General features: G+C 60.7%; 19 protein-coding genes. 10 read left to right on the plus strand and 9 right to left on the minus strand.

All coding sequences use genetic code 11. The features are described from left to right. Nucleotides 1-109: 109 nt before the first annotated feature. Genes ACVIN2_RS23955 through ACVIN2_RS23970 form a run of 4 tightly spaced genes read left to right on the plus strand, consistent with a single transcriptional unit; the run spans nucleotide 110 to nucleotide 2905 of the window. The gene (locus ACVIN2_RS23955; protein WP_456767436.1) at nucleotides 110-1105 is read left to right on the plus strand and encodes a DUF3618 domain-containing protein; all 996 of its coding nucleotides are present in this window, start codon (nucleotides 110-112) and stop codon (nucleotides 1103-1105) included. Nucleotides 1106-1116: 11 nt separating this feature from the next. After that, nucleotides 1117-1764 (plus strand): hypothetical protein, encoded by a 648-nt coding sequence (locus ACVIN2_RS23960; RefSeq protein WP_456767437.1) that lies wholly within the window; start codon nucleotides 1117-1119, stop codon nucleotides 1762-1764. Then, on the plus strand, nucleotides 1761-2177 hold the full coding sequence (locus ACVIN2_RS23965; RefSeq protein WP_456767438.1) for a phage holin family protein: 417 nt from the start codon (nucleotides 1761-1763) through the stop codon (nucleotides 2175-2177). The genes ACVIN2_RS23960 and ACVIN2_RS23965 overlap by 4 nt, the downstream gene beginning before the upstream one ends. Beyond that, nucleotides 2174-2905 (plus strand): hypothetical protein, encoded by a 732-nt coding sequence (locus tag ACVIN2_RS23970; protein WP_456767439.1) that lies wholly within the window; start codon nucleotides 2174-2176, stop codon nucleotides 2903-2905. Before ACVIN2_RS23965 ends, ACVIN2_RS23970 begins: the two co-directional genes overlap by 4 nt. Nucleotides 2906-3174: 269 nt before the next feature. Here ACVIN2_RS23970 and ACVIN2_RS23975 read toward each other — a convergent pair whose 3' ends face one another. Next, complete coding sequence (locus ACVIN2_RS23975) at nucleotides 3175-3372, minus strand: hypothetical protein (RefSeq protein WP_456769793.1); 198 nt, start codon at nucleotides 3370-3372, stop codon at nucleotides 3175-3177. A gap of 594 nt (nucleotides 3373-3966) precedes the next feature. On the opposite strand from ACVIN2_RS23975, the gene ACVIN2_RS23980 reads away from it, so the two are divergent. Next, nucleotides 3967-5031 carry a glycosyltransferase family 4 protein gene (locus tag ACVIN2_RS23980; RefSeq protein ID WP_456767440.1) on the plus strand — a complete coding sequence of 355 codons (1065 nt, stop codon included), beginning with the start codon at nucleotides 3967-3969 and terminating at the stop codon, nucleotides 5029-5031. Nucleotides 5032-5223: 192 nt separating this feature from the next. Here the strand turns inward: ACVIN2_RS23980 and ACVIN2_RS23985 are convergent, their stop codons facing one another. Continuing rightward, nucleotides 5224-5400: a hypothetical protein gene (locus tag ACVIN2_RS23985; RefSeq protein WP_456767441.1), complete on the minus strand. Its 177-nt coding sequence runs from the start codon at nucleotides 5398-5400 to the stop codon at nucleotides 5224-5226. 719 nt (nucleotides 5401-6119) lie between these two features. Here ACVIN2_RS23985 and ACVIN2_RS23990 point away from each other — a divergent pair. After that, complete coding sequence (locus ACVIN2_RS23990) at nucleotides 6120-7484, plus strand: carbohydrate porin (protein ID WP_456767442.1); 1365 nt, start codon at nucleotides 6120-6122, stop codon at nucleotides 7482-7484. A gap of 147 nt (nucleotides 7485-7631) precedes the next feature. Beyond that, complete coding sequence (locus ACVIN2_RS23995; RefSeq protein WP_456767443.1) at nucleotides 7632-10721, plus strand: EAL domain-containing protein; 3090 nt, start codon at nucleotides 7632-7634, stop codon at nucleotides 10719-10721. 325 nt (nucleotides 10722-11046) lie between these two features. Here the strand turns inward: ACVIN2_RS23995 and ACVIN2_RS24000 are convergent, their stop codons facing one another. Next, nucleotides 11047-11406 carry a PRC-barrel domain-containing protein gene (locus ACVIN2_RS24000; protein WP_456767444.1) on the minus strand — a complete coding sequence of 120 codons (360 nt, stop codon included), beginning with the start codon at nucleotides 11404-11406 and terminating at the stop codon, nucleotides 11047-11049. 1120 nt (nucleotides 11407-12526) lie between these two features. Between ACVIN2_RS24000 and ACVIN2_RS24005 the strand changes: the two genes are divergently transcribed. Both ACVIN2_RS24005 and ACVIN2_RS24010 read left to right on the plus strand, forming a co-directional pair. Beyond that, a complete protein-coding gene (locus tag ACVIN2_RS24005) occupies nucleotides 12527-13090 on the plus strand; it encodes a hemerythrin domain-containing protein (RefSeq protein WP_456767445.1) in 564 nt (187 codons plus the stop codon). 878 nt (nucleotides 13091-13968) lie between these two features. Further along, nucleotides 13969-14775, plus strand: a complete 807-nt coding sequence (locus ACVIN2_RS24010; RefSeq protein ID WP_456767446.1) for an ankyrin repeat domain-containing protein — start codon at nucleotides 13969-13971, stop codon at nucleotides 14773-14775. 15 nt (nucleotides 14776-14790) lie between these two features. Here ACVIN2_RS24010 and ACVIN2_RS24015 read toward each other — a convergent pair whose 3' ends face one another. The 3 genes from ACVIN2_RS24015 to ACVIN2_RS24025 all read right to left on the minus strand — a co-directional run bounded on the left by ACVIN2_RS24015 (nucleotide 14791) and on the right by ACVIN2_RS24025 (nucleotide 17746). Then, complete coding sequence (locus ACVIN2_RS24015; RefSeq protein ID WP_456767447.1) at nucleotides 14791-15417, minus strand: c-type cytochrome; 627 nt, start codon at nucleotides 15415-15417, stop codon at nucleotides 14791-14793. 84 nt (nucleotides 15418-15501) lie between these two features. Next, complete coding sequence (locus ACVIN2_RS24020) at nucleotides 15502-17034, minus strand: outer membrane protein assembly factor BamB family protein (RefSeq protein ID WP_456767448.1); 1533 nt, start codon at nucleotides 17032-17034, stop codon at nucleotides 15502-15504. A gap of 367 nt (nucleotides 17035-17401) precedes the next feature. Continuing rightward, a complete protein-coding gene (locus tag ACVIN2_RS24025) occupies nucleotides 17402-17746 on the minus strand; it encodes a hypothetical protein (protein WP_456769794.1) in 345 nt (114 codons plus the stop codon). Between the two features lie 945 nt (nucleotides 17747-18691). Here ACVIN2_RS24025 and ACVIN2_RS24030 point away from each other — a divergent pair. Next, nucleotides 18692-18940 carry a hypothetical protein gene (locus tag ACVIN2_RS24030; protein WP_456767449.1) on the plus strand — a complete coding sequence of 83 codons (249 nt, stop codon included), beginning with the start codon at nucleotides 18692-18694 and terminating at the stop codon, nucleotides 18938-18940. A 31-nt stretch (nucleotides 18941-18971) separates the two neighbouring features. Here ACVIN2_RS24030 and ACVIN2_RS24035 read toward each other — a convergent pair whose 3' ends face one another. From ACVIN2_RS24035 to ACVIN2_RS24045, 3 genes are read right to left on the minus strand one after another with little or no spacing between them, the layout of a single operon-like run. Next, nucleotides 18972-20189 carry a class I SAM-dependent methyltransferase gene (locus ACVIN2_RS24035; protein ID WP_456767450.1) on the minus strand — a complete coding sequence of 406 codons (1218 nt, stop codon included), beginning with the start codon at nucleotides 20187-20189 and terminating at the stop codon, nucleotides 18972-18974. 10 nt (nucleotides 20190-20199) lie between these two features. Next, nucleotides 20200-20982 (minus strand): DUF1365 domain-containing protein, encoded by a 783-nt coding sequence (locus tag ACVIN2_RS24040; RefSeq protein ID WP_456767451.1) that lies wholly within the window; start codon nucleotides 20980-20982, stop codon nucleotides 20200-20202. A gap of 3 nt (nucleotides 20983-20985) precedes the next feature. Continuing rightward, the gene (locus ACVIN2_RS24045) at nucleotides 20986-22299 is read right to left on the minus strand and encodes an NAD(P)/FAD-dependent oxidoreductase (protein WP_456767452.1); all 1314 of its coding nucleotides are present in this window, start codon (nucleotides 22297-22299) and stop codon (nucleotides 20986-20988) included. Nucleotides 22300-22617: the final 318 nt, after the last annotated feature.

Below are 22617 nucleotides of genomic sequence, written 5' to 3' on the forward strand. Positions count from 1 at the left end.
GCGAGCTATCCGCGTAGGCTGAGCCGATCTCAGGTTCGACCGCGAATGCGTGGGAACCATTCCAGGCCAGCGCGAATTCAGTTTGAAAGATAATCACAGAGGGTGACGCATGGCACGAACCGTGAGGGAATTGAAGCAGGAGTCCGAACGCAGCCGTGCCGAGCTGGCCGCGAGCGTCGATCAGTTGAGGGCTCGGCTGACGGATACCGCCGGGGACATCCGCAACATTGCGTCGCCGCAACACATCAAATCGGAAGTGTCCGATTTCATCGGCCAAAAGACTCAAGGCTGGGTCGACACGCTGAAGCAACAAGCGATCGACAATCCGATTCAGACGATGGCCGCCTGTACGGCGGTCGCAGTTCCAGTGCTGCGGATAGCCCGCGGTATGCCCCTGCCGCTGTTGATGATCGGGGCCGGCCTTGCGCTGACCTCGAAGACGGTGCGCGAGCGCGCCACCGAAGCTGTTGCTCCGGCCATGGACAGCGCGCGCAGCATGATCAACGAGGCGGGCGAGCAGGCGCAGTCGCTCCGCAGCGGCGTTGGAGACGCCATGTCTTCGGCGCGAAGCCAGATCAATGACGCTGCCAATAATACCGGAGGTACCGCGGCAGGGATGGCGGAAGACGTGCGCAACCGGGCGGCTCGGGCCACCGACATGATCGCCGATACTCTCAGAGGCGGCATGGATAGCGCGAAGGATGCCCTCGACCGGGCGCGCTCCACGGCAACGGACGCAGCAACCGCCGCGCCGGAAAAAGCAAAGCAGGTCATCGGCGACAACGCCGCGCTGATTGGCGGCCTTGGAGTTGCGATCGGCGCACTCATCGCCGCTGCCCTTCCCGCAACTAAAGCTGAAGCGAATGTCATGGGACAGGCCAGCGACAAAATGAAGCAGGCCGCAGGTGACGCGGCGCAAGATGGTTTCGAGGCGGCCAGGGACGCGGCCGTGTCCGCGGCCGACGCGGCCACGAAGACCGTCGGGGACGCTGATCTCGGAGCGCACGCGAGCCGGATGACCAGGAATATGGCCGACACCCTCAAGGAGGTTGCTGAGGACGTCGTGAGTGCAGCCTTCGATCCTTCGAGAACCCCGAACTCCTGAGAGATAGTCAAATGAGCGATTTGGACCTGAACCAAAAAACCAACTTCACCCAAAACCAGAATACCCGCTCATCGCAAAGCCTGAAGGACCAGGTGGCCGATGCCGGCGCGGACATGAAGCAGCGCGCGGGGGACGCATTGCGCGCCTCGACGGACATGGCGCGCGACAAATTCAAGGAAGCCGCGGATGCCGCCAACGACGCAGTATCCGGAGCCACCGACCAGGTGCAGCAGAAAGCCCGCCAGCAGCAACATGCCGGCGCCGACTTCATCGAGCGTTTTGCCGGCAACATCCGCGAAGCCGGACGCGCCTTCGAGAACGACGCCCCGTTCGTGGCCCGCGGCGTCAGCACTGCCGCCGAATATGTCGAGGACACCGCCGATAAAATCCGTAACGGAAGCTTCAGCGATCTCGTCGATAGCGCCACGGATTTCGCAAAGCGGCAACCGGCGGCATTCCTGGGGATCTCCGTGCTGGCGGGCTTTGCCGCGGTCCGTTTCCTCAAGGCCTCTGGCGAGCGGTCGTCGCGCGCCGAAGGGGGCAACCGAGCGAGCGGGACGGCCTCCGCATCGGGCAGCGATACCTGGCGCCAGGACACCTCGAGTCCGGGCGGAAGCTCCAACACGACGTTCTCCTCCGGGCGCGGCGGTATGTCATGAGCTTCCAGAACGATATCAACACCGGCCGGCGCGATCTGAGAGCCGTTTCCTCGCTCGTGGGCGACGTACTGTCGCAATCCGCCAAGCTGTTCCAGAACGAGGTCGATCTGGCGAAGGCCGAATTAAGCGAAAAGGCCCAGAAGGTCGGCGGGGCGGTCGGATTTATGGCCGCAGCTGCTATCCTGGTCATTCCGGCACTCGTCCTGGCGCTGCTTGCGCTGTCTGCAGCGCTGGTGTCCGCAGGTTGGTCGCAGCCGGTCTCTTACCTGGTGTCCGCCCTCGTTGGTCTCGTGCTTGCCGCGGCCCTGTTCGCGATTGGCATTAACCGGTTGGACGCGCGCAATCTCGCGCCTCACGAAACGATGCGGCAGCTGGAAAAGGACAAGAACACCGTGAAGGAAATGGTGCGATGAGCAGCAACCGAAGTTTTTTTGACAGTTTGAAGGCGGCGGTCCAGGAAAATCCCTTGGCCGCGGCGCTTATCGGCGGCGGCGCGCTCTGGCTAATGGTCGGGGATGAGAAGCTGAAGGGCGTAGCGAGTTCGGCCACGGCAGCGGCTTCCGCAGCTACGGATGCGGGCGCACGCAATGTGCAGCAAGCCGTGTCGAGATTGCAGCCCTCAGCGGCGCCCCCCACCGCACCTGAGATGGACCACTACGACTCGCGCGGAGCTGGTGAAAGCTTGCGCGAAGCCGGTGCCGCGGCGTCGCAATCCATGTCCGGGGCGGCCGACAAGGTCAAAGACCGGTTCGATGAAGGTGTCGCTTATGCGCGTGAGACCTTCAGCAAGGCCGGCAGCTCGCTTCCCGGCAAGGAGACATTCGCGCAAGCGCAATCCTCACTTGCTGATGTTCTTGAGCGGCAACCGCTCGTCGTCGGAGCCGTCGGCTTGGCGATCGGCGCCGCAATCGCAGGGGCATTCCGGACGTCGGACCTCGAGAACAAGTGGGTCGGAGACCTCAGCGATGATATAAAAGCCGACCTGAACACGCGCGCCGGTGCGGTATCGCAGAGCGTGCGCGAAGCTGCGGATACGCTCGTAGCTGAAATCGGGGACAGCGGCGAAGAAGCCGTTGATCGGGTGAAGCAGGCCGCAACGGATGCCGCGGATGCAGCCCGGGAGAAGCTGAAAACGAGCTAGGACGCGAACTCTCGTCGTATCGCGGTTGAGACCTCGGCTCGCACGAACGTCGCCTCCGCGATCCTCGAAGCGGCCAGCGAGGGCGATACCTCGGTCGACGGGCGGAAGCAGATCGGCAGGAGTGCGCTTCGCGAGGCGCCGATCTTGCGGAATTGAATCTGGTCCTCAAGCGCCCGAGGCGGCGAACGGGCTCACGCCGAGCAGCGCAGGACGGGCAGGAAATCAGAATGAGAAGCTGCGCCGCCAAGCCGGGACCAGAGTAGCTCGCGTCAGGCTTCGCCAGGACCCGAGAAGAGTGACGCGGGGGGAGCGGCGCGCGGCACTGGCGGACGGCCGTAGCTCGAGCCTGGTTTACTTTGCGCATCGTATCGGTTGGCCAATTCGAGCAGCCGCCGTCTGGTGAACGGGTCCGCCTTTTCCGTCAAATCGCGCGCCCGCTGCGCGAAGCCTCTGTAGAACTCCTCCATCACGCCACCCTGCAACACCACCGACAAGAGGGATTTCAGTACGCCGGCGACGCGCCGTCAAGCGGATTGCGGAGACCAGCCCGATGTCCATGTCCCCCGTAATTTTGCGTCACGCTCTCCTGGCGGCAGGTCGGCCGACGCTAAGCTCGCGGGGGCCGGCCGAAAGTCCGCCGAAACGTTTCGGGAAAATCCGGAAACCTTCCTGAGCACCTCGAGTTGCCAGCGGTCGGGTTCGGATCGGCGGTGCCAGAATGGTAGATGAGGTTAAGGTGAGAGCGGCCGCAGCGACGGCCTGGTCGATCTTCCGCGCAAGGCGTCCCGGAATCGATCCGTCGGATAACCGACGCTGCCTGCTCGAGCGCCACCTTCAAACGAGGGGACTGCAGCAGGGCGTCGATGCCGAAGAACTCGCAAGCTTCGGGCTGGTCTACCTGCAGCGCCTTCCGGCGGACGAATGTTGACCCGCATCAAGTTGCTCGTTGGGCGGGTGGCCCGCGGAAGCACGAGGCCGAGCTGGACCTTGCTGGCAATTTCGTCCCTCATTTCAGCCACCGTCGTGCTCGGCTTGCGATGCGTGTTGGGAGCCTAGGGCCGATGCGCATCGCTCAGCTCGCCCCCTTGGCCGAAAGCGTCCCGCCAAAGCTTTATGGCGGTACCGAGCGGGTGATTGCTTGGCTGGTGGACGAACTAGTGGAACTCGGACACGACGTCACCCTCTTCGCGAGCGGAGACTCCCGAACCAATGGCAAGCTTCAGGCCGTTTGGCCTCGCGCGCTCCGCCTCGGGCGAAGGGGCGCGGATCCGAGCGCCGCCTGCGCTCTCCTGATCGAAGCGATCGCGAAGCACGCGGGCGACTTTGATCTGATCCACTCCCACGTCGAATGGCTGCCTCTTCCCCTGCTGCGCCGGACTGGCGTGCCGTTTCTCACGACCATGCACGGCCGGCTCGACCTGCCGGGGCTATCTGACGTCGTCAGGGAGTATGCGGAAGCGGCTTTCGTGTCGATTTCCGATCATCAGCGGCTCCCGCTTCAGGAGGCGAACTGGATCGGAACGATCCTGCATGGGCTGCCGGCCAGCCTGTTTCGGCCGTCTTACGAACTGGGATCATATCTTGCGTTCCTCGGTCGCTTGACCGTGGACAAGGGCCCAGAGGACGCGATCCGTATCGCGCGTGCCGCCGGGATGCCCTTGCGCATTGCGGCCAAGATACCGCGTGCCGAGACTGCGTACTTCAAGAAGCGGCTTGAGCCTCACGTGGACGGCGACACCGTCCAGCTCGTCGGCGAGGTCAACGAAGCTAGGAAGCAGCCTTTCCTCGCCGGCGCCGCCGCCTTGTTGTTTCCGATCAAGTGGCCGGAGCCGTTCGGTCTGGTCATGATCGAAGCGATGGCCTGCGGAACGCCCGTGATCGCCTATCGAGCCGGGTCCGTGCCCGAGGTGGTCGAAGACGGCGTGACCGGATTCATCGTCGAAAACGAGGCGCAGGCGATCGGCGCAGTAAGCGAATTGGGCCGGCTGGATAGAAGGAGGATCCGTGCGCGTTTCGAGGAGCGTTTCGCCGCAAGCCGGATGGCGAGAGAATACGAAAGTCAATACCGGAAGCTGGTCGGGGGGCGCGACGCGCCGGCCCGCGCTGAAGCGACGTCAGTGGTCTGATCGCATGATTGAAAATTGGCGCTGCCGTCGGCCGAAACGTGCCTCTGGCGCTTATCGGGAAGTCCAATGTGAGCGACGCCGGCGGGGCAATTGCCCTCTGGCGGTTCGAAGATTCTCAAAGCGGCGACTAGAGTCGAATCCCAATGAACACAAAGGCAATTGGTTACCAAGCTCGCGTTCTCTCTTTGGCCATTACCGCTGGGACGGATCGAACGGTGTAATCCGCAGGCCAGCCTCATTGAGGGCTTCGACAATCTGCTTTCCGAGAAGCTTAGCTTCTTCAGTTCCAATTTGTTCGTCAGGATGGTCCTTGAAGAAATCACAGATTGCCGTGGCAATAATTGTATTCACCTGGTGCGGATCATCCATTTTGCTGCACCCGAGGGCCTCGTCTCGGCTTACTATCGTAAGCCAAAAAATGAGAGGATAGCCCCAATAACAACTATCAATCCGATCAAGTAAATTAAGCCGTTCATCTCACTTCTTCCTCTTGATAGAGCGGTTCGGACATCACTATGCGGGGACCGTCGGCTTCTCGGTTGAGTTGGAATGCTCAAGGGCCGCGACCCTTTCGAGATCAACCTCCTTCTGAATGGCTGCTAACGAGTTGCCGATCTTCTCAACGATCCTGACTAGATCAGTATCGGAGATCCCGAGGCGCCTTCGGACGGACTTCACCTGCCTCCCGTCCGCAAGGTTGAGCGTCGTGCGGATAGGGCGTACCGATTTTTTTCCCAGCATAGCTGCCTCCTCACTGTAAAGAGCGGACGGACGTTATTTGTTCCAGAGGAGACAGGTGAACGCGTCGTCCGAACATCGGCAGTGATGATTTCCCCATGTTGCGCGAGGACAAGGACAGGCCTGTTATCAAGATTTGGAATCACGTGCAAAAAGGGAAACTTCGGAATCAAGGCGCAGGCCGCGCCAGTGTATGAAAGCGGCAGGTCACCCCATCCGAGTACAAGCGTGGCCGCGTGACGCCTCGGTGGACTTCCATTCCAGGATCAGGCAAGTCCGTTGAGCCACTTCCACTGTGAGGAGTTCCCGTGCTGCGGCGAAGGAGGGTATACCGGCAAGCGGCTCTTTCGATGCCGGTGCTTTTGCTTCTTGCAGCCAATGCCATGGCACAGGAAGACAAGAAGACGGACGACGACAAGCCCGCTGATCCCGACACGGGAGAGAGCACGGTTGAGGAGAAGACGCTCGGTCTTCTACCCAATCCGCTTCAGAGGTACGGCGTGAAATTTGCCGCGACCTACATCGGCGAGGTGCTCGGCAACGCGTCCGGAGGATTGAAGGAGGGCGCGATCTACGAAGGCCGCCTCAATCTCGCCGTCGACGTCGATCTGCAGAAGCTCGTCGGCATCGACAAGCTCACCTTTCATGCCAACATGTTCCAGATCCATGGCGACGGGCTGTCGCGCAGCAATCTGCAGAACTTCTTCGTCGTCAGCGGTATCGAGGCTTTGCCGTCGACGCGGCTGTACGAAGCCTATTTCGAGAAGCAGTGGGGCGCGAAAAAGGTCTCGCTTAAATTCGGGCAGCTCGCCGCCGACAGCGAATTCTTCAACACCAAATACACGGATGTGTTCACCAATGCCTCGATGGGATGGCCAGCGATCACCTCGCTCGACCTGCCCAGCGGTGGACCATCGCCACCTTTGGCCGCAATGGGAGCCCGCCTGCTCGTCAACGTGACTGACCAGCTTTCGGTTCTAGGGGGAATTTTCGATGGCGACCAGGCCGGACCCGGTCTGGGCGATCCGCAGGAGCGCAATCGCTATGGCGTCAATTTCCGCGTCAACGATCCGCCCCTTCTGCTCGGTCAGGTCCAGTACGCCTGGAATAACGAGAAGGGCGACCCGAACCTGACCGGCCAGATCAAGTTCGGAGGCTGGCGGCACTTCGGCTCGTTCGCGGACCAGCGGCTGGCGTCGAACGGGGGCTCGCTTGCCGCTCCCGCCAGCAGCGGCGAGCCCCTTTTACTGTCGGGCGATGTCGGCGGCTGGGCGGTCCTCGAGCAGCAGATTTATCGCGTGCGTCATAGCGACGATCGCGGTATCGGCGTGTTCGCCAGGATCTCCGGCGGCCCTGCCGATCGCAATCTGATCGATCTATACGCCGACGCGGGTCTCGAGTTCATCGGCTTGCGCGATGACCGTCCGGACGACAAGTTCGGCCTTGCCGCGGGTTACGCCCATGTCTCTAAACGGGCGCAGGCGCTCGACTTGGATTATCGGGCGCTGGTCGATCCGAATTGGCCCGTGCGAAGCTTCGAAGGATTGCTGACCGCGGTTTATCAATATCAAATCAAGGACGGCTGGACGGTGCAGCCGAACTTCCAATACATCGTCCATCCGGGCGGCGGCGCTACCCTGCCAGCGGGGCCTCTCGCCGGAAAGGCCCTCAAGAAAGCCTCGGTATTCGGTCTCAGAACGACTCTGAAATTCTAAGATGATGCGAACCCGCACCAAGTTGTGGGCCCACCACCGCTGAAGAGTTCGCAATTGTAGCAACCCCGTTAAGCCCCAAGACACCAAGCGCCTTTACGCGTCATTCGCCTCTATGTCCTAAGCTCTGAAAGGGGTAGGGCAGCTTCCATGGGCTTGTTCGCGCGATTACGTGCCGCTTTCGCATTGGGCGATATCACAGATCCGCTCGGGCGCGCGCTGGTCGTCGAGCAATTCCGGATTCTGCGAAAGCAGGTCCCAGTTCTCTACGCTGTGCTGCTGGTCGACAGTATCAGTGTAGGGCTGGTGCTCCCGCTAACCGTATCGGCCTGGCTCAGGTTCGGCCTGCCAACCGCTCTCTTGGCACTGTGCCTGCTCCGCTTGGTTCAGTGGCTCCGCTTGAAAGCGGTCGATGTCTCGCCAGAGCAGGCGCACCGTGAGCTCAGGCGGACTCGCGTTGTCGCGGTGGTCCTCAACGCGGGTTTTGTTCTCTGGATTCTAGGACTGTTCGCGACCGTCGATCCCGACTTACGCGCGCCGATCGCCTTGCTTGTGTTCATGGGTTGCATCGGCACTGCCTATTGCCTCGGAAGCTTTCCGCCGGCGTCCCTGCTAACGATGTTGATTGCCGGCACCCCGATCGGGACTGTGCTGCTCCTGTCAGGCGACGGCATCATGATCTCGCTCGGGATCAATCTGCTGTTGCTGCTCGTGCTGCTCGGGCGGATGATCAACACCAACTTTCGCTCGTTCGTCCAATTGATTCAGGCCCATAGCAGCCTGACCCAGGAAGGCGAGCGCGCCAGGGCCGCTGAGCAGACTGCGACCGCCGTCGCCGACCGCTTCGACCGGGCCCTCAACAACATGTCTCAGGGCCTCTGCTTCTTCGACGAGGACCAGCGGCTGATTGTCTGCAATCGGACCTATCTGGAGATCTACGATCTCGATCCGGACGCGATCCGGCCCGGCATGAAGCTGAACGACATTGTCGATCTCCGGTATTCAGCCGGCAGTGCGCCGAAGATGTCGAAGCAGGACTATCTGATTTGGCGCAATAGCGCACGGGTGATCGACCAAAGTTCGGATACGACCGTCGAATTGACGAACGGACGGATGGTGCGCATTCGGCACCGCCCCATGGAGGGCAGAGGCTGGGTTGCCACGCACGAAGACATCACGGAACGTTACCGAACCGAGATGGCTCTTGCCGAAGCCAAGGCGGCAGCCGAGCGGGCCGAAGCCGCTGCCCGCGCCGCTCACACGCATCTCACCGAGGCGCTCGATGTCGTTCCTGAAGGCCTCGCCGTGTTTGACAAGGATGATCGACTGGTCCTTTGGAATAGACAGTACGGGGAATTCTATGCGGCCAGCCAGGAAGCGCTGGCGGCGGGAACACCGTTCGAAAGCATCCTGCGGGCTGGGCTTTCACGGGGACAGTATCCCGAGGCGATCGGCCGCGAGGACGAATGGCTCGCCGAACGCCTGGCTCGCCATGCCTTGCCGAGATACTCCCACGAGCAGCATCTGCCCGACGATCGCTGGATCCGAGTTGAGGAGCGGCGCACCGCCGATGGAGGCAGCATCGGGGTCCGGATCGATATCACCGACCTGAAGCGTCGGGAGGCCTCGTTCCGTCTCCTTTTCGAGGAGAATCCGCTGCCGATGTGGGTGGTCGATTCTTCAACGCGGCAATTGCTCGCGGTGAACGCAGCGATGTGCCGACACTACGGCTACCGCCGCGAGGATCTTCTCCGCATGTGCGAGCAGCAGCTCGAGTGCGGACCATCTGATGGCTCCATCGATTTCGAATTGCATAGAACCGCTTGCGGTGATCTCATCCAGGTCGTCATCGAGTCTCGTCCGCTCCACTACGAGGGGCGTTCAGCCCACGTTTGCGTGGCGTTCGACGTTACCGAGCGCAATCGCGCCCAGGAGAGGATCAGCTATCTGGCCTCCCACGATGTTCTGACCGAGCTGCCGAATCGGACGGCCCTGGATCAGCATCTCTCTGCGGCGGTCGAACGGCACGAGATCACCGGCTCCGGCTTTGCCGTGCTCTGCATCGACCTGGACCACTTCAAGGAGATCAACGACCTGTTCGGGCATGCGATCGGAGACGCCGTGCTGCGCGAAACCTCCCGCCGTCTCCAAGAAGCGTCGCAAGGCTGCTACGTGGCACGGGTGGGCGGCGACGAGTTCATCGGCATCACGGACCAGGTGCCTCTGTCGGCAAGCGCGGAACTGCTGGCGACCAAGATGCGGGCCGCGTTCGAGGATCCGATCGAAGTCGACGGTCATGCTCTTAAGCTCGATCTCTGCGTGGGCGCGGCGCTGTTTCCCAGAGATGCGGACAAGATCACCTCTCTGCTCGCGAACGCCGACGCGGCGCTGTATCGGGCCAAGCACGAGGGTCGGGGCGCGATCCGCCTGTTCACGAGCGCGATGGACCAGCAGCTCCGGGAGCGCCGCGCGCTTGAACATGATCTGCGGTTCGCCGTCGAGCGTGGGGAACTCTATCTCGATTATCAGCCGCAGCAGCACCGCGATGGCCGCATCATTGGCTACGAGGCGCTGGTCCGGTGGCGTCATCCGGATCGCGGTGTCGTTTCTCCTGGAGAATTCATCCCTGTCGCGGAGCGAAGCGGCTCGATTGCTCAGATCGACGACTGGGTGCTGATAGAAGCCTGCCGGGAGGCCGCATCGTGGGACCGGCCCTTCCGGATCGCCGTCAATGTCTCGGCCGCCCAATTCCGCAGGGAAAATCTCGACGCGCAGGTCCGTATGGCGCTGCGCGAAACTGGCCTTGAGCCTTCGCGACTGGAGCTCGAAATCACGGAAAGCGTCCTGATCGAGGACGTCTCGCGCGCCAAAAAGGCGATGCAATCGCTCAAGAGCCTCGGTATCCTGATTGCGCTGGATGACTTCGGGACGGGATACTCTTCCTTGTCTTATGTCGAGGCCTTCCCTCTTGACCGGATCAAGATCGACCGGTCCTTCGTTGCCTCGCTCGGACAGAGCGAGCGATCATTGGCGATCGTTCGCGCGATCATCGGGCTCGCGCTCGGTCTTGGCGTACCGGTGCTAGCGGAGGGGATCGAAACAAACGTCCAGATGGCGCTTCTCGCGAAGGAGGGCTGCGATGAGATGCAAGGCTACCTGATTGGGCGCCCGCAGCGCCTTGCGGCTGAGAAAGCTCAATCTCGGCACAGCTCCACATCGCTCATGCTGTCGGCCTCGTAGCATATTGCGACACCGCGCCAGGGGCTTGGAGGGCCGGCGCGGATCCCTCCGGTCGAATGTGTTGTGCCCGGTCGGCCTGGCCTTCGCGTCCTCGCGAGCCTTTCCGATGACAAACCGAGGATGCGGCCTCCGTCGTTAAAGCCCCTCCGCTGCGAGCAGGCGCTCTGGGTGCGGCACCTGGAATTTCCGGTTCTACCTGCGTCTGCGTGAGCGGAACGATCCTCCATGCTCGATCTGCAAAACTTGTGCGCTCGGCTTGTGTGGCTGGGCAGGGCCAACAAAAAAGACCGCCCGAAGGCGGTCTCTCTGGAGGTGTACACGAGGTCTACATAAATGAACTCTCGTAATACTTGTTGACCCTGCTCGCGCTCTGATCTGACCAGTCCCAACTGCTCTCGTCACTGTACTTGGGGGCGCCCTTCAGCTTGGCTTCCGTAAGGTTCGTGACGTAGCCGCCCAGACCTTGATCGTACCTCAGGGACTGCCAGGGCAGTGGGTAATAGTCGTTGCCCATGCCCAAAAACCCGCCAAAGCTCAGCACCGCGTATTTCACCTGACCACTGACCTTGTCTATCATAACACGTTCAACACTGCCGATCTCTCGGCGGTCGGCGCCGTAAACTGTCGTGCCCTCAACCTTATCACTGCCGATCAGGCTGCTGGTTTCTCGATCTTGCATTCCCATGGTTGCCTCCTTGTTCGAATTGCCTCCGGCTTGGTTCGTTCTCTTGTGTCTTGGTCACCGGTCGGCCCAGTAGTCGAACGAAATTGTACCCCTTGAGTTCGGTTGGAACAGCGGGCTTGCTCATTTGTAATGGTTCCGGCCAACACCGCGGCTCGAGCGCTACGTCGGGAACGCCGCGTCGCGCACGGTGGTGAATGCAAGCGCGGCGTGGTGCAAGCACGCGAGTGCGAGAAGCGTCGCCTGCGGAGCGGTCAGGGTATCTTGACGCTAGGGGCTGCATCGCCTGCAGCCGTGATCCGAAACGTCCCGCTCGCGTTCCCGCGCTCGACCCAACCCTTCGCCAACATGTTCAGAACGGTACGTTGGCCAGTGGGCTCAAGAGCCCTCAGCGTCATCTCGCGGCCGGAGCGTAGTTTTTGCAAGGTACCTCGCTCGGAACTGGTTGGCAGATGGCTCGCTCGGGCTGGCATCTATCCTTGTCTTTCCCTAAACTCGAAAACTCGATCCCTTCAAGAGGCGGTTGCCGGGGAAGCGCACGACAACGTCGGATCTGAATTTCTCTGGGCAGCGGATCGCAGTGCTCGGCCAGAAGCATGTTAATCGGCGCCGGTCACGTCGCTTGAAGTACTGGCAGTATCCACCTGACGAAATGAAGAAAGCTTCATTAAGGTGGGGTCACGATCGGCGCCGATCGTGACCCCACCTCGACGCAGATTCGGTCAATAGCGACAAGCAATTGCCGCTGTTAGTTCAACGGGCCCAGTTCGGCGCCGATTGACAGCAGCATCCATCCCTCGATGCCGACCTTCCGCTTCAAGAGGGGCGATGCGGAGGCAGTCCTCAACTACATGAAATCAATTCAGGAAGTACCTAAGCCGAAACGATCTCTGCAGCGATGAGTTCTGGGCTGCAATCGCCGTTCGCGCGGCATCTGGACTGAATTCAGAGGCGATCGCGGCACCAGATCCAGGGCGTCGCGGGACCGATTGCCGTTGCTCTGGGGGACACTCATTTCAGAGTGCGTGGCTACATCCTTAATCTGACTAGATTTGATTTGTCGCAAAGCGGATTCAGGCCAGAGGACCACTCTCTAAAATGGTTCACTCAGTGGAGCGCTGCCATGATCATAGAGCGCTTGTCCCAAGAGCATCGCAACATCGAGAAATTGCTCGCCATCCTCGAGCGGGAGCTAGAGGTATTCGACCGCGGAGGTCGTCCTGATTACGAGGTCATCCACGCAGTGATCAGTTATTTCGAAGTCTACCCTGAAGTTTATCATCATCCCCAGGAGGACCTGGTCTTTGCCAAGCTGAGGGTACGAGATCCAGCTGCTGCCGCGAAAGTCGGCGATCTAGCTCGTGAACATCAGAAAGGGGCCCAGCTTTTACGCCGCGTCGCTCAGGCCGTCGACAGCGTGCTCGCAGATCGTGAAATTCTTCGCGAGGATGTAGATATTATCGTTCGCGATTTTGTTGCGCACGAGCGCCGTCACATGATGATGGAAGATCGCGATTTCTTTCCTGCGGCACTTAAGGTTCTCAAGCTTCAAGATTGGACCGAGATCGCTTCGGCCGCAACGAGTCACAAAGACCCGCTGTTCAGCGATGTTGCCGAAGGTCGATTTAACGCACTGCGCGCGCATATTCTGCGGCTTGAGCAGGAAGCCGAAGCCGATCGAAAGTAGACGCGTTTTCCTGGTTATGGGGTCACAATGGCGAGTACTCGCGCCGGCCGAATACAGAGGGGTGATTGAATTCCAGAACCAGGCGACAGGCGAAAAAGTTCGCCCGGCGCGGCACTGTGATCGGCCCGTTCCATCCAGAGGTGACCATCAGGGTTAGTGACGGCGCCTCCAAGTCTCATGCCTAGTTAGTCACAGAAGTTCGGATCAGGCCGATGAACCCCTACCCGACGGGTTGAGGAATGATCTTCACCGAGAGGCAAAGAGGAGACTGATCATGAACAGGTCAAACAACGAAACGGACGAATTGACTGACGAACTCGGAAGCGTGTCTGGCGGAAACCAGATCTCGATCGTGACAAAGCTGCCGAATTACCAAGGCCCAAAATCCACGTGCCAGAGTCAATTGCTCAAGGCGATACGCTCGACAATACGCTGACGTTCGATCAGCTGCCGTAATCTGTGACGTCGCGGGCCGGGCAATTCCGGCCCGTGCGCCCTTTGTCAACTTGTTTTTGCTGTTACGCCAAGGCGTAAGGATGGCCGTTGCGAGTTGTTCCGCCGACCAGTACCTTCGTATGTAACTACGTATGTAACTACGGGGCGCTTCGATGATTTCTCATAAGGTCCCCCTACGCCGCACTGCACGAGTATGGCTCAACCGAACGGACATGCCAGCTTTTCGCGTAGATCCAAGGCGGCTCAGAGCTTGGCATCAGTAAGCGCGCATGCCACTCTTGAGAAAAGCGGTGGGAGGTAAAGCATTGTACCGTTGTCTCGGAGTTTTCTGCTGGGCCGTGCCCCTCGTGTTGTCCGTCTCGACACCAGCGTTCTCTGCAGAACCCGACCGCTGCGCGGAGTTGGATCGCCAACTTCAAGCTATGAACCGGCAGATTTCCGCGACTGAGGTGTCGCTGATGTTGTTTTCGGCAGCGGATACGAATTGCACCGGGCTGGCGACGGCGCTGCTGGATTCGGGCGCCTCTGTCGATGCCCGTGACCGGCTGGGCGCAAGGCCCTTAAGTCATGCTGCGCGGTTCGGTCACATGGAGATGATCGATCTGTTGCTTTCGCGCGGTGCTCCGATCGATGCACGTAATCTCTCCGGCGCGACAGCTCTGTATTTTGCGGCCGAGCGCGGCCATGCCGCGGTGGTCCGTCGTCTCATCGAACATGGCGCCAGTGTCAGGCTTACAGGCCGCAGCGGGATATCTCCGGTCACGGCGGCTGCCTATGCCGGCAATGACGCGATCGTTGAGGCACTGATCGCAGAGGGAGCCGACGAGCGCCTGCCGGATGACACCGGGAAACCACCAATCGTCTATGCTGCCGCCGCCGGCCATGTTGACATTGTGAAGCGGTTGCTATCTCGCAACATCGACGTCAATGCCCGCTATGCCAATGAGCTTACTGTCCTGATGTGGGCCGCCGGTGCGGACGAGAAGGTCCCGGATGCAAAGGTAGCAAATGTCCTGACTTATTTGTTGGACACCGGCGCTCATATCGATGACCGGGATGCGCGTGGCCGCACGGCCCTGATGATCGCGGCGGAGGGAGGCCGCGGAGCGATCGCTGCTCTGTTGCTCGCGCGAGGGGCAGATCCGTCGCTGCGGGACAATGGCGGCAAACGTGCCGCCGACCTTACAACATTAACGTCGCTGCGCGAACGCCTTACGCCGACACATTGAGGCCTGCGCGCGCGTCTAGCGGCCAGCGAGATACTCGGCGAGCGCTGCGAGCCCATCCTTTGGCGTGGCGATCATCAGGTCGGACATTCCGGGATTGTTGCCTCGCTCCCGAGTGCGGAAGTCCCCAATCGTCTTGGCGAGATATTCGCGGCTCTGCCCCGAGAGCCGCGGCACGGTACCGGTGCCCTGAAACGCTTCCAGATGGCAGCCGGTGCAGCCTACTGAATGCTCGGCCTCGATCGCTTTCTGCGCGATGGTTTTCGGGGCCCTCGGCTGGCCAAGATCGGGCCACGGTTTCTGCGAAAAGAATTCGGCAATCGCCATCATCTCATCCTTCTCGAGCGAGGACGCGATCGGCTGCATGGTCTCGTTCTTGCGGTCGCCTCGCTTGAAATCGCGAAGCTGGATGTAGATGTAGCCTTGAAGCTGTCCCCAGATGATGGGAATGCTCTTGTCGACAGGTTTGCCGTCGGCCCCATGACAGCCGGCGCAGACTTCGACCTTCTCGGCAATCGCAGAAGGGAGGGCAGGCTGCGCGCTGGCTCCGTTCCTGATTTGGGCGGCGGCGATCGTTGATGCGACGCAAGTGCCCAGTCCCAGCATGATCGCGCCCGGGATCGTCCTGTTCAGCAACCACTTCATTCACTGATCCATCGAGGCTCAACATGGAAGCGGGGCCCCGATCGGCCCCGCTTCGCAAAATTCATGACAATATCGCCTGCGTACTCAATCGAGAGAGAAGGCGATGATGTTATTACCGCGTTTGAAGTTAACCTGGGTGTTGCCCCCGGCGCCGACCACGATGTACTGACTGCCGCCCACCATGTAGCTGGACGGCGGCGCATTGACCCCGGCACCGGCGCGGAAGCTCCACAATTCCTTGCCGGTAGACGAATCATAGGCCGCGAACTTGCCGTTGCCTTCGCCGCTGAACACGAGGCCGCCAGCCGTGGCGAGAATGCCCCCGATCATCGGCTCCGGTGTCTTCACCTGCCATTTGATCTTGCCGGTGTTGTAGTTCACCGCCGTGATATTGCCGGACTGCTTCTCCTCCGGGATGGCAGTGAATGCGCCGCCCAGCCACAGCTTTCCGTTCGGATACGGCGAGCTTTCGACGCGGTAGTGCATGGGCTGATGCAAGTTGATCGCGTAGGCGAGCCCCTGACCCGGGTCGGTCGCGATCGGCGACCACTCAACGCCGCCGTTGGCGCCCGGCAGCATGCGCGCACCTTCCTTGGTCGGCAGCACCCACATGTTCTCCTGCGGCACCATCGCTTCGGAGAAGCGGATCAGGCTACAATTCTTGCGGTCGTGCACGTAGATGTGCCCGGTCTTGCCGGCATGGATCACGCCGGGAATGGTCTTGCCGTTCTTGTCCGCCACGTTTACGAGCACCGGCGGGCTGACGGCGTCGAGATCCCAGACGTCATGCGCGATGTACTGGAAGTGACATGCATACTTCCCGGTATCGAGATCGAGCGACACCAGCGAATCCGTATAGAGATTGTCGCCAGGCCGGCTAGCGCCGTCGAGGTCGGGCGAGGGATTGCCGACCACGAAGTAGATCCGGTTTGTCTCGAGGTCGACGGCGGGATTTTGCCAGACGCCGCCACCGAGCTTTGCGTAGGGATCGCCGTTCTTGGCGACCGCATCCTTTTCTGCCGCGATGTCGCGATGCATGTCGCGGCCGGTGGCATCTTTGGTTGCCCAGACGCCGACCGACTTCTCCGGAACGGTGTCGAAATTCCACAGCTGCTTGCCGGTCTTGGCGTCGTAGGCCCGGACGAAGCCGCGAATGCCATATTCACCGCCGTTGGTGCCGATCAGGACCTTGTCCTTCACGACGGTCGGAGCCATCGTCTCGCTGTAGCCGAGCTCGGGATCGGCAATGTCGGTCTTCCAGACGACGTCTCCGGTCTTGGCATTCAGCGCCACCAGCTTCGAATCCAGCGTAGCCAGGTAAACCGTGTCATTGAGAACCTGGACGCCGCGATTGTTGGGACCGCAGCAATAGGTCGTGATGGGTCCCATCTTGTGATTGTAGTGCCAGAGCTCGCGGCCGCTCTTGGCATCGAGCGCGTAGACGTGGCTGTAGGATGTCGTCACGAACATCACGCCGTCCACCACGATCGGTGAGGTCTCCAGGGATTCCTTGACGTCCGTTTGGAAGATCCATGCAACGTGAAGGTTCTTCACGTTGTTGCGGTTGATCTGCTTCGCCGGATGAAACCGCGTCTGCGCGTAATTGCCGTTGGTCAAAAGGAAGTTGCTAGCGCTTTTGTCCGCTCCATTGAGCAGAGCTTGTGTGACGGGTGTGACGTTCGCCTGACCCACGGGGCCAATCGAGTCTTGCTTTACCTCCTGCTGTGCATAGGAGAGGGTTGGCAATGTGCAGGCTAACCCAAGTAGCGCGGCGTATCCGATCGAAAATCTATTCATCCGTTCCGCCCCAAACTATTCTTGCTTTTAACCGGCCAAAATACTGCGCGGTGCAATCGAACTGTGACTCCGGAGAGACTGGTTTGACAAGCAAAGTTGATGGCGTGTGCTGTTTATTTTCGACTCCTCAGCGGTTCGCGACCGCGATATGCGCGCGGTTGCGTTGCGAGATGCGCAACGGATTCACTCAGGTCATGCTTCCCGGCATGAAACAGCGGACAACTGGATTGCCGTTGAGGTACTGCGGCCAAACAATCGTCCGGCCCGTGCGATTGGCGTCAGTAACCACTCTATCACTCGGAACGATCACCCACTGTCCGTCAATGCGCACGCGATAGTGCCCATCCTCGGTGTCCCAATCGACGTCCGCGAGTGCCATGCCATCGGCATCCGAGCAACATTGAACGCCGTCCTTGCTGTGCAGGCCTTCGAACCATGATTTCAGTGGCGAATTCGCGTATCGGCCGTCATCATGCACCGCAATAGGACCGAGCGCGATCAGCACCGAGACGAGCAGGTTGGTGAGAGACATACTGAGGCCCGTAAACAACAAAAAGTTCACGCCAGCCCCGCAATCGTGCCGGCGCCAAATACGCAACGCTGATGGAAATATTTCGATCCACGCGGCCGAATCGACTGAGGAACCAAAGACTTATCACTGGTTAGCTGAATCAGCTGGGTATGAGGACACGCTGAATCCAACCGGCATTGGGAGTGGTAAATTCATTCGCTCTTTGGTCTTGGCGTTGGCCTGTCTATACAGTGGGAAAAATTCGGATCTCTTTGCCCGAGGGCCTTTTAATCGGCGCGGTGGCGCTTCCGTCCAGGAGCTTGAGGGCGCACTTCTCCACCGGCTAACTCCGCCGAATCTGACCTGCCACCCATGCCGCCCGGGGAAACGACGCAGCATCCGGAATTGACGGAAGCGACATCGGCTTTCACGCGGCGCAGCCGGTCTGGGGCGAGATTGACCGGGGCCCTCTCATGTTTCCAAGTTTGAAAATCTCAGCTTTCGAAGCTGTCAGCTTTGCCGACGCCTTCCTGCCGTATCCGCTTGGTCTCCAGTGCCCGTACACTTTTGAGTGGCAGAGCCGTTGAGGCGCTGCCCGCTACCGGCAATTATTATGCGCTCTACGGCGCATCAGAGCGTTTGACCGTTGTACGGGACGGGCGATCGAGGGTCGCTTGCGGGCAAGTAGGATCGACAAAAGCACATTTGAGTGGTACAAACAGCATATCCGTCACTGTCGTAAGTTGTTGTTTTTGCGGATTGTTCTGGGATGCATGTCCAGTCCGCCCCTGGGCACCATTTCGCTCTCCACGGGCAACACTTCCCTAGCGCCAGCCTTGACCAGCCGGCTCGCGCAGCAATCCGTTCCAGAACCAGATCGCGCGCGCCCGCTGCTGGCACTCTGCTTGCTCAGCCATGACCAAAGTCTGGCCTTGGAAGAGAGGCCGTTTCAGGTTGAGGCAAGTGATGCAGGAAGTGTCCCGTTCTGATGCTGCTGGCGAACTCCGGCTCGACGCGTTGGTCGCCGATTTGTGGTGGCGCGTTCGGCTCATGAACACCGACATTCTCGAGGAAGAAGCGAGAGTAGGGGTGTTTGACGTGCTGCAGCCGACATACCCGCTTCTTGCGCTTAATCTTCGCGCGCGACGCGACAATTTGATCTCGACGATCGGCGTGCTCGAGCAGCGTGCGCGATCAACGTCGGAAGCTGCCTGAGGATTCGTTCACACCGGAAACATCAGCGACGTCAGCTTCGGCGCGCGAATACCAGCTGACGGACGTCGATCTTTTCGGCCCTGAAACCTGCCTCGCAATAGCACAAATAATATTCCCACAGCCGCCGGAACGGCTCGTCGAACCCAAGCGAGGTCAGGTCCGTCCAGGCATGGCCGAAGCTCGTTCGCCACACCGCGAGCGTCTTGGCGTAATCCTGTCCAAAGACCCGCTCGCGGATCAGAGGCATCTGCACGCGTTCGCCGAGCGAGCGCAGGACATTCGGCGAAGGCAGCATCCCGCCCGGAAAAATGTATCTCTGGATGAAGTCCACGCGCCGTCGGTAGCTGTCAAAGAGCTCGTCGCGGACGGTGATGGCCTGGATTCCGGCAAGACCGCCCGGCTTGAGCCGTTGATGCAGTTGATTGAAGTATGTCGGCCAGAACGGCTCGCCGACGGCCTCGATCATCTCGATCGAGGCGATCCGGTCGAACTGCCCGTCCTGATCGCGATAGTCCTGTAGCCGGACTTCGACATTGTCACCGAGCCCGGCTTCATGGATACGCCGGCTGGCGAATGCGTGCTGCTCCTTGCTGATGGTGAGCGCCAAGACCTTGGCTCCGCAAGCTTTGGCGGCATACTCAGCAAAGCCGCCCCAGCCGCAGCCGATCTCGAGCAGGGTATGGCCGGGCCGCAGCTCGATCGCCTTCGCCAGCTGTTCGTATTTGTGCCGTTGAGCGGCGAGGAGGTCGGTCGCCTCGGGCGAGAACAACGCCGACGAGTACGTCATGCTCGGATCGAGCCAGGCCGCAAAGAATTCGTTGCCGAGATCATAATGGGCGTGGATATTCAGCCGCGATCCCAGTCGCGTGTTTCGGCGCAACCGATGCAGCGCGCGCCGGCAAAGCCGGACCAGTGCATTGCCGGCGAAGGCGCTGTCGACCAGGTCCTGGTTGAGACAGAACACGTAAAGCAGCTGGGAGAGATCCGGTGTGCTCCAATCGCCGCGAATGTAAGCCTCAGCCATGCCGATATCGCCGCCAAGGACCAGGCTTCGCGCGAAGGCGTAGCTGTTGAGCTCGATGGTCGCCGACGGCCCCGGATGCGTTCCCCGCAACACCACCGTTCTGCCGTCGGGAAGACGAACATCCACGGTGCCGAGCTTAAGCCGCGAGGCAAGCCGAAGCGCGAGCCGCGCGAGCAAGGGAACGTCATCGAAACGAGCAGTCTGGTGAGTGGCTGCGAGGTCCATGGCTTCACATTCAGCGTTGGTTCGGACGGGGGACGTAAGGAACATTTTTCACCCAAAGCCGGATCGCTTCCCAATGAATGGCCGCGACGACCTTGAAGGTGAGAAGTGGCAGGGTGACGAGCATCGCCAACAGCGAGCGGCTGGTCAGCGAGCGACGTTGCCCGGAGAACGCGGCCGTAAATATCGCACCATGCTCATCGGTCTGCACGATTCTGACCTTCACTTGCTGGTCGGGTGGGGCAATGCTGAAGCGATACTTCGTGTGCATCTCCATGAATGGCGAGACGTAGAACTCCTTCGCCTGGCATTGGCGTATGGCACCGCCGGCAGCAGCGTCCTCCACCGGAAGGATGTAGGAATGGATTTCGCCAAAAGTGTTGCGGACCTCGTAGATCAGCAGCGCAAGATTGCCGCTGCTGCCATAGCAGAAGTAGATCGAAAGCGGATTGAACACGTAGCCGAAGAGCCGCGGATAGCACAAAAGGAGGATGCGCCCGCCCGACAGATCGATATCGCGTTGTTCGGCCAGGCCTCGCACATGGTTGCTCAAGGATGCGCCGTCACGCTTGCCGTGATCGGATTCGTGAAAGCTGAAGACTGACGCGCGATTGACGCCGAACAGGCGAGACTGGCGGTCCGCTTCATCAAGCCGGTCGAGGTCGATCAGCAGGCTCATGACCCGGTAAGCGAACCTGTGGTGCACGGGCCGCATGCGTGCGTGCATCACCCGGCCCAGGTAGAGCGCGGCTGCAGACGAGGTCGCTGTTCGTTCTGGAGCGCCCGGTTGCAACATGTTCTACTCAGCAGCCTGCGCCAGCAACGCGCCGGACCGTCGCCACGGCACCGCACTGCCAAGTGCCTCGGCGACGGCGATGCCGGAGCGCAAGCCGTCCTCATGGAATCCGTAGCCGGTCCACGCGCCGCAAAACCAGGTACGGCGGCGTCCCTGGATTTCGGGGAGGTTCCTCTGCGCGGCAAACGCGCTTGCGTCATATTGTGGATGCGCGAATGTGAACTTGCCGAACGTGAGATGAGGCGCCGGCTCGTAAGGGGGATTGAGACTGGCGAATAGCGGCTTGCTTTCGTCGATGCCCTGCAGCCGGTTCATCCAGTAGGTCACGGCGACGTCGTTCTGGGCCGGCGTTTCGCGTCGCCAGCGCAAGAAATTCCAGGATGCCCATGCGTTTCGGCGTTTCGGCATGAGGTTGAGGTCGCGGTGCAGATAGGCCGTGTTTGGAGCGTAACGGATCGCGCCGAGAATGGATCTCTCGCGTGGGTCGGCATCCGACAGCATCGCCAGGGCCTGATCGCTGTGACAGGCCATCACGACAGCGTCGTAGGAGTCCTGATGGCCGTGGCTGTCGCCGATCGTCACACCGTGCTCGGTCCGATGGATCGACGTCACCGCGCAGCCGAGCCGGATGCTGGCCCTGAACCTGGCCGTGAGCTTCTCGACATAGCGCCGGCTGCCGCCCTGGACGGTGCGCCAGAGCGGCCGATCCAGATGCAACAGCCGGTGATTGTCGAAAAAGGCGATGAAGTTTTCCGCGGGAAAGGCGAGGATATCGGCTGAGGGCGACGACCAGATGGCGGCCCCCATCGGTCCCAGATAATCGCTGAACAGGCGCGGGCTGAACGCTCCCTTGCGCAGATATTCGCCGAGTGTGAGGTTCTGGAGCCGGCCGGCCCGCAAGTCGGAGACGCTTTCCTTGTTGAAGCGTCGGACCTCGGCCAGCATGCGAAAATAGGACGGGGAGAAGAGATTGCGCGGCTGGGCAAACAGGCCGGAGGCGACCTGCAGGAAGGTCTCGCCGCCGCCCCGCCACTCGAATCGGCCATGGTCGGCCGACATCGCGAAGCTCATGCATGTCTCCTCGGTCTTTACACCCAGGTGCGCGAACAGAGACGTCAATTCCGGGTAGTTCGGCTCGTTGAACACGATGAAGCCGATGTCGACGTCGATCTCTTCGCCATCGTAGTCGACGCGCACTGTATGACTGTGTCCACCCGGTCGCAATTCGCGCTCGTAGACGGTCACGGCATGACGTTCTGACAGGAGCCATGCGGCGGCATTGCCGGCAATTCCCGTCCCGATCACCGCCAAACGCATGCTTTGTCGCCCCCAATACCACCAGCGACGGCCGGAACATCCGGTTTCGGGCCAATGTCGTCCGTCGCCCGGCTCAGATAGCTGACCGGCCACACGCGCACTGAGGAAACGTTCGAACGGACGGCGTGGATCACCCGTTCGCCGCCAAGAAGGCGCCGGAATGATCGGAACTCCGGCGTCGCACGATCTGGTTCAAAAGCCTGACAGGGTTGCGGGGCAAGGCGGAACGAGCGCGCCGCGTGATCCAGCGAGGGGTTCACGTCGTTTACAGCCGATGCCTTTGTTAAACCGGTTGCGACACCGGAGGGGAGACCGGAC

This window comes from Bradyrhizobium sp. USDA 3650 (assembly GCF_054057395.1).

Excerpts from the sequence above, each read along its gene's own strand:
- ACVIN2_RS23955 (WP_456767436.1), top strand. The coding sequence starts at position 110 with ATGGCACGAACCGTGAGGGAATTGAAGCAGGAGTCCGAACGCAGCCGT.
- ACVIN2_RS23960 (WP_456767437.1), top strand. The coding sequence starts at position 1,117 with ATGAGCGATTTGGACCTGAACCAAAAAACCAACTTCACCCAAAACCAG.
- ACVIN2_RS23965 (WP_456767438.1), top strand. The coding sequence starts at position 1,761 with ATGAGCTTCCAGAACGATATCAACACCGGCCGGCGCGATCTGAGAGCC.
- ACVIN2_RS23970 (WP_456767439.1), top strand. The coding sequence starts at position 2,174 with ATGAGCAGCAACCGAAGTTTTTTTGACAGTTTGAAGGCGGCGGTCCAG.
- ACVIN2_RS23975 (WP_456769793.1), bottom strand. The coding sequence starts at position 3,372 with ATGGAGGAGTTCTACAGAGGCTTCGCGCAGCGGGCGCGCGATTTGACG.
- ACVIN2_RS23980 (WP_456767440.1), top strand. The coding sequence starts at position 3,967 with ATGCGCATCGCTCAGCTCGCCCCCTTGGCCGAAAGCGTCCCGCCAAAG.
- ACVIN2_RS23985 (WP_456767441.1), bottom strand. The coding sequence starts at position 5,400 with ATGGATGATCCGCACCAGGTGAATACAATTATTGCCACGGCAATCTGT.
- ACVIN2_RS23990 (WP_456767442.1), top strand. The coding sequence starts at position 6,120 with ATGCCGGTGCTTTTGCTTCTTGCAGCCAATGCCATGGCACAGGAAGAC.
- ACVIN2_RS23995 (WP_456767443.1), top strand. The coding sequence starts at position 7,632 with ATGGGCTTGTTCGCGCGATTACGTGCCGCTTTCGCATTGGGCGATATC.
- ACVIN2_RS24000 (WP_456767444.1), bottom strand. The coding sequence starts at position 11,406 with ATGGGAATGCAAGATCGAGAAACCAGCAGCCTGATCGGCAGTGATAAG.
- ACVIN2_RS24005 (WP_456767445.1), top strand. The coding sequence starts at position 12,527 with ATGATCATAGAGCGCTTGTCCCAAGAGCATCGCAACATCGAGAAATTG.
- ACVIN2_RS24010 (WP_456767446.1), top strand. The coding sequence starts at position 13,969 with ATGAACCGGCAGATTTCCGCGACTGAGGTGTCGCTGATGTTGTTTTCG.
- ACVIN2_RS24015 (WP_456767447.1), bottom strand. The coding sequence starts at position 15,417 with ATGAAGTGGTTGCTGAACAGGACGATCCCGGGCGCGATCATGCTGGGA.
- ACVIN2_RS24025 (WP_456769794.1), bottom strand. The coding sequence starts at position 17,746 with ATGTCTCTCACCAACCTGCTCGTCTCGGTGCTGATCGCGCTCGGTCCT.
- ACVIN2_RS24030 (WP_456767449.1), top strand. The coding sequence starts at position 18,692 with ATGCAGGAAGTGTCCCGTTCTGATGCTGCTGGCGAACTCCGGCTCGAC.
- ACVIN2_RS24035 (WP_456767450.1), bottom strand. The coding sequence starts at position 20,189 with ATGGACCTCGCAGCCACTCACCAGACTGCTCGTTTCGATGACGTTCCC.
- ACVIN2_RS24040 (WP_456767451.1), bottom strand. The coding sequence starts at position 20,982 with ATGTTGCAACCGGGCGCTCCAGAACGAACAGCGACCTCGTCTGCAGCC.
- ACVIN2_RS24045 (WP_456767452.1), bottom strand. The coding sequence starts at position 22,299 with ATGCGTTTGGCGGTGATCGGGACGGGAATTGCCGGCAATGCCGCCGCA.